The 3,905-nt window shown below is 68.0% G+C and carries 5 protein-coding genes; 1 reads left to right on the forward strand and 4 read right to left on the reverse strand.

Translation table 11 applies throughout. The features are described from left to right. Positions 1–692: phthiotriol/phenolphthiotriol dimycocerosates methyltransferase (locus AC2VOP_RS09335; RefSeq protein WP_486960693.1), on the forward strand; the 692-nt coding region annotated here is incomplete at its 5' end. A 32-nt stretch (positions 693–724) separates the two neighbouring features. Here the strand turns inward: AC2VOP_RS09335 and AC2VOP_RS09340 are convergent. The 4 genes from AC2VOP_RS09340 to AC2VOP_RS09355 all read right to left on the reverse strand — a co-directional run. After that, positions 725–2,044, reverse strand: a complete 1,320-nt coding sequence (locus AC2VOP_RS09340) for a hypothetical protein (RefSeq protein WP_486960694.1) — start codon at positions 2,042–2,044, stop codon at positions 725–727. Positions 2,045–2,171: 127 nt separating this feature from the next. Beyond that, positions 2,172–2,891 (reverse strand): nitroreductase family protein, encoded by a 720-nt coding sequence (locus AC2VOP_RS09345; protein ID WP_486960695.1) that lies wholly within the window; start codon positions 2,889–2,891, stop codon positions 2,172–2,174. After that, positions 2,884–3,387, reverse strand: a complete 504-nt coding sequence (locus AC2VOP_RS09350; RefSeq protein WP_486960696.1) for a DUF2505 domain-containing protein — start codon at positions 3,385–3,387, stop codon at positions 2,884–2,886. Before AC2VOP_RS09350 ends, AC2VOP_RS09345 begins: the two co-directional genes overlap by 8 nt. A 6-nt stretch (positions 3,388–3,393) precedes the next feature. Beyond that, the coding region (locus tag AC2VOP_RS09355) for a flavodoxin family protein (protein WP_486960697.1) at positions 3,394–3,905 on the reverse strand (512 nt) is incomplete at its 5' end.

Here is a 3,905-nt window from a genome sequence, read left to right on the forward strand (position 1 = left end):
TCTTCAACTACGGCTACGAGGAGCATCCGCCGATGGGCCTGCCGCTGGCGGCATCCGACGAGCCGCACCGGTTCTTCATCCAGCTCTACCACCGCACCGCTGCCCAGGCCGATCTGAGGGGCAGACGGGTGCTGGAGGTCAGCTGCGGTCACGGCGGCGGCGCCTCGTATCTGGTGCGCACGCTGAACCCCGCCTCCTACACCGGACTGGACTTGAACCCGGCGGGCATCGAGTTCTGCCGGAGCAGACACCACGTGGCTGGCCTGGATTTCGTGCACGGCAACGCCGAGAACCTGCCCTTCGCCGATAAGTCCTTCGACGCGGTGCTCAACGTCGAAGCCTCGCACCTGTATCCGCACTTTTCGCGCTTTCTCGCGGAAGTGACCCGGGTGCTGCGCCCGGGCGGCCATTTCCTGTACGCGGATTTCCGCCGGCGCCGCGGTCTCGCCGAGTGGGACGCGACGCTGGCCGACGCCCCGCTGCGGCTGCTTTCCCGCACGGACATCGGTGCGCAGGTACTTCGGGGCAATGAGCTGAACTCGGCGCGCAAGCACGACCTGATCAGCCGGCACCAGGCGGCGATTCCACGCCGGTTGACCCGCTGTGCCAGCGACATGACCGACTGGGCGTTCAACGGCGCGCTGCACAGCGGGGAGTTCACCTACCGGGCGTATAGCTTCGCACGGGATTGACAGGGATTGATGTGGGATTGTCGCGGCACTGATTACAGCGAGCCCACCAGCTCTGCCCAGAACGCCGACAGGTCCGCCAACGCCGTACCGAACAGACCCGTCAGGCCGTCGGCCGGCAGGGTTGCCGTGCTGGGATCCACCGCGGGAGGCGAAGCGGGCATCGTCTCGAACGGCGGCCACCCCGGGTTGTTCGAATCGTTGAAATCGAAATTGAGCAGGTAGTGCTCTTGGAGGTGGATCTGCTCCGGCGTCGCCCAGTTGACATCGGGGTTTGTCGCGCTGTGTGTCTGCCACGCGGCAAGCCACGCGTCGATCTGCGGGTTCCCGGCCGGCAGGCTGCCGATGAGGCTCACGATCCCGGGGATGGTCAGCGGTTCAGGCACAGGGCACCCCAGCGGGCAGAGCGGGCTGCCCGGGGTGAACGGGTCGAAGGAGATGACCAGGGCCGCGAGCAGCGATTGAATCGTCTGGATAGGGGTGAGCGGGTCGAGAAGCTGGAGCGAGTCCGACGACGGTGACGCCATCAGGCTGTTGAGAAAGTCCGTCAACGGCTTGATCGGGTCCAGCGTGAATGTGGTGTTGGCCCACGGCATCTCGTATACGGTCTGCCCATCGGGCAGGGTGACCGCCGTCGTCGGCGCGAACGGGCCCGGCGGGACTCCCGGCGGGGTCTGCGGGGTCGGCCATTCGGCGTTGGCGTACGCCGGGCCACTGGGATCGTAGTAGCCGGGGTCGTCTGCAGCGGTGAACGTATATCCGCTCAGCAGCTGCGAAATCGGCACCTGTTGCCAGTTGTCATCCAGCGGAAACGGCACGAGGGCGCTGGTGGGCGAAAACGGCACTAGGCTGCTTCCGACCAACCCACCCCAGATGAGCTGGTCGATCGGGGTGATGCCGGTGATGGGGCTGGTCGGGAAGATGGGCATGCAGCTCTGGGCGTCGCACCATGGGCTGACCGGGAACTCCGCCTCCGCGTAACCCGTGAACTGGTCGGCGATACCGTTGGCCAGCACCGGGAACGGCAACAGCATGTTGGCCAGCGCGTAGTAATGCCCGATGTCGCCGGGGTCGGTTCCCCACAGGTTCGTCGCGCTCGGGACCAACCAGCTTCCGGAGAAGAACCCCGAATCGGCGAACATCTGCAGGCCGTTGAGCTCGTTGGCCGGCACGCTGATCACATCGAACAGCAGGTTGATCGGGATGTTGAGGATCGACTCGCCGGCCGCCAGCCGCAGCGCCGGGCCGACGACGGGGATCTCGGGCGGCTGCGGGGCAATCGGCGCGACGGCGACGCCACCGGCCAGCGCCAGTGCCACACCCACGCTCAGACACGAATGCCCGATCGCCCCCATGATGCCCCTCCTAGTCAACGGTCCTAGCTACGCTGAGTTTTACCGAAGTGGAAGCTAAATCCCCTGGTTCAGCCCGAAGTTACCAGATCGGGCGTCGGCGGTCGAATCGAAAGGGCAAATCCGCTGGTCAGCGCTGCAGCCAGGCACGGTGGCCATAGGCGTCCAGATGCGTCACCTGCTCCACCGGCGTGCGGGTGGTCGGCCCGTACCGTCCGCGCGGCCAGCCCAGCGGCACGATGCAGCACGGCGTCACCCCGTGCGGCAGGCCCAGCGTCCGGCGGGCCGACGCCACACTCCACAGCGGCAGGGTGATCAGCGAGGCGCCCAGGCCCATGGCGCGCGCGGCCAGCAGCAGGTTCTGCACACTGGGGTAGATCGACCCCCAGTAGCCCGACTCGGCGACGTGGGGCATCCGCACCAACGGCAGCCGTCCCTTCCGGGCGCCCAGTCGCAGGCAGGCCACCACCAGCACCGGGATCTCGGTGAAGTGGTCGACCTGCCACTGGATCGCCCGCGTGATCTTGGCCATCGACTCATCGCGGGCCACGGCACGCCGCAGCACCACGCCGCGTTGAACCCGCCAGGCCTGGCGGTAGCGCCGGGCCAGCTTCTCCTTCACACGGTGGTCCTTGACGACGACGAACTCCCAGTTCTGCGAGTCGTTGCCGGTCGGTGCCCGCAGCGCCAACTCGATGCATTTGAGCACCACGGCGTCGTCGACCGGGTCGGGGAGCACCCGCCGCACCGCACGCTGGGTCATCATCGCCTCGGCCAGCGGCATGTCCAGCCGCGCCAACACCTCGGCGGCGGCCGCCGCGGGATCCACGGAGCCTGCGGTGTCAGCCATGCTCGACGACCCAGGTGGTGGTGAAGCACTGAATCTGCGGGATCCCGTCGGCGAACTGGCGGGCCACCAGGCCCTCGATCGTCCCGCCGACCAGCGGGACCTTGAACTCGACCGTGGCGGTGAAATCCAGCCGCGAGCCAGTCCCGGACGGGGCCAGCACGGCCACCCCGTGGCCGGAGCCGGGCGCGCCAATCACCGCGACGCTGATCTCTCCGCGCGTCCGGCCGTCACCGGCCGGACGCCACACCTCGGTGCTCGCGATCTTCAGGTCACCGCGATACAGCTTGGCAAGCATCCCCGGCAGCAGGCCACGGCGCAGGTCCTCGGTGACCACCGCCGTCACGGCGCCGTCCGGGCCGACGACCAGCGAGTCCAGCGTCTTGTCGCCGCCGAAGGCCGCGAGCCGGGCCAGCCAGTAGTCCTCGTCGCCGAACGCCGCGACAAGCTGCTCGACGCTGGCGGGCGAGGTGAACGACAACTCGAACGAACGCGGCATCGACAGCTACCCGAACAGCCGGTCGGCGAGACCGGCAGCGAACACCCGCGTCTGCTGCAGCTGCTCAGCTGAGACGTTGGTGGGCGGAATGCGCACACCCAGGTACCTCTTTCGGTACTGTCCGCTGCCCAGGTAGCTGGTCAGCGACAGCATCGAGCGCAGTGTGTCGCCGGGGTAGGTGAAGTGGATCTCGCCGGCGTAGCCACCGCCTTGCTGTTCGGCGAGCTCACGCACCGCCGCCGCATTCTCCCGCCAGTACCGTCGGCACACGACGAACACCGCGAACGGCTTGCCGGCCAGCAGCTTTCCCGCCTCGCCCGATGCCAAGAAGGACCGCATCGGCATGCTCACGGTCTGCCACCAGGTCGGCGAGCCGATGCAGATCAGGTCGTAGTCTTCGTTGCGGACCGCGTCCGGGGTGCCGATGGCCCCGGTGGCGCCGCGCTTCTGGGCGCCCAGCACGCTGAGCATGTCGGGCCAGACCCGCTTCATCGGGAAGCGGGCGAACCGCTCGGCGT

This window comes from Mycobacterium sp. TH-M106 (genome assembly GCF_057473765.1).

Excerpts from the sequence above, each read along its gene's own strand:
- AC2VOP_RS09340 (WP_486960694.1), bottom strand. The coding sequence starts at position 2,044 with ATGGGGGCGATCGGGCATTCGTGTCTGAGCGTGGGTGTGGCACTGGCG.
- AC2VOP_RS09345 (WP_486960695.1), bottom strand. The coding sequence starts at position 2,891 with ATGGCTGACACCGCAGGCTCCGTGGATCCCGCGGCGGCCGCCGCCGAG.
- AC2VOP_RS09350 (WP_486960696.1), bottom strand. The coding sequence starts at position 3,387 with ATGCCGCGTTCGTTCGAGTTGTCGTTCACCTCGCCCGCCAGCGTCGAG.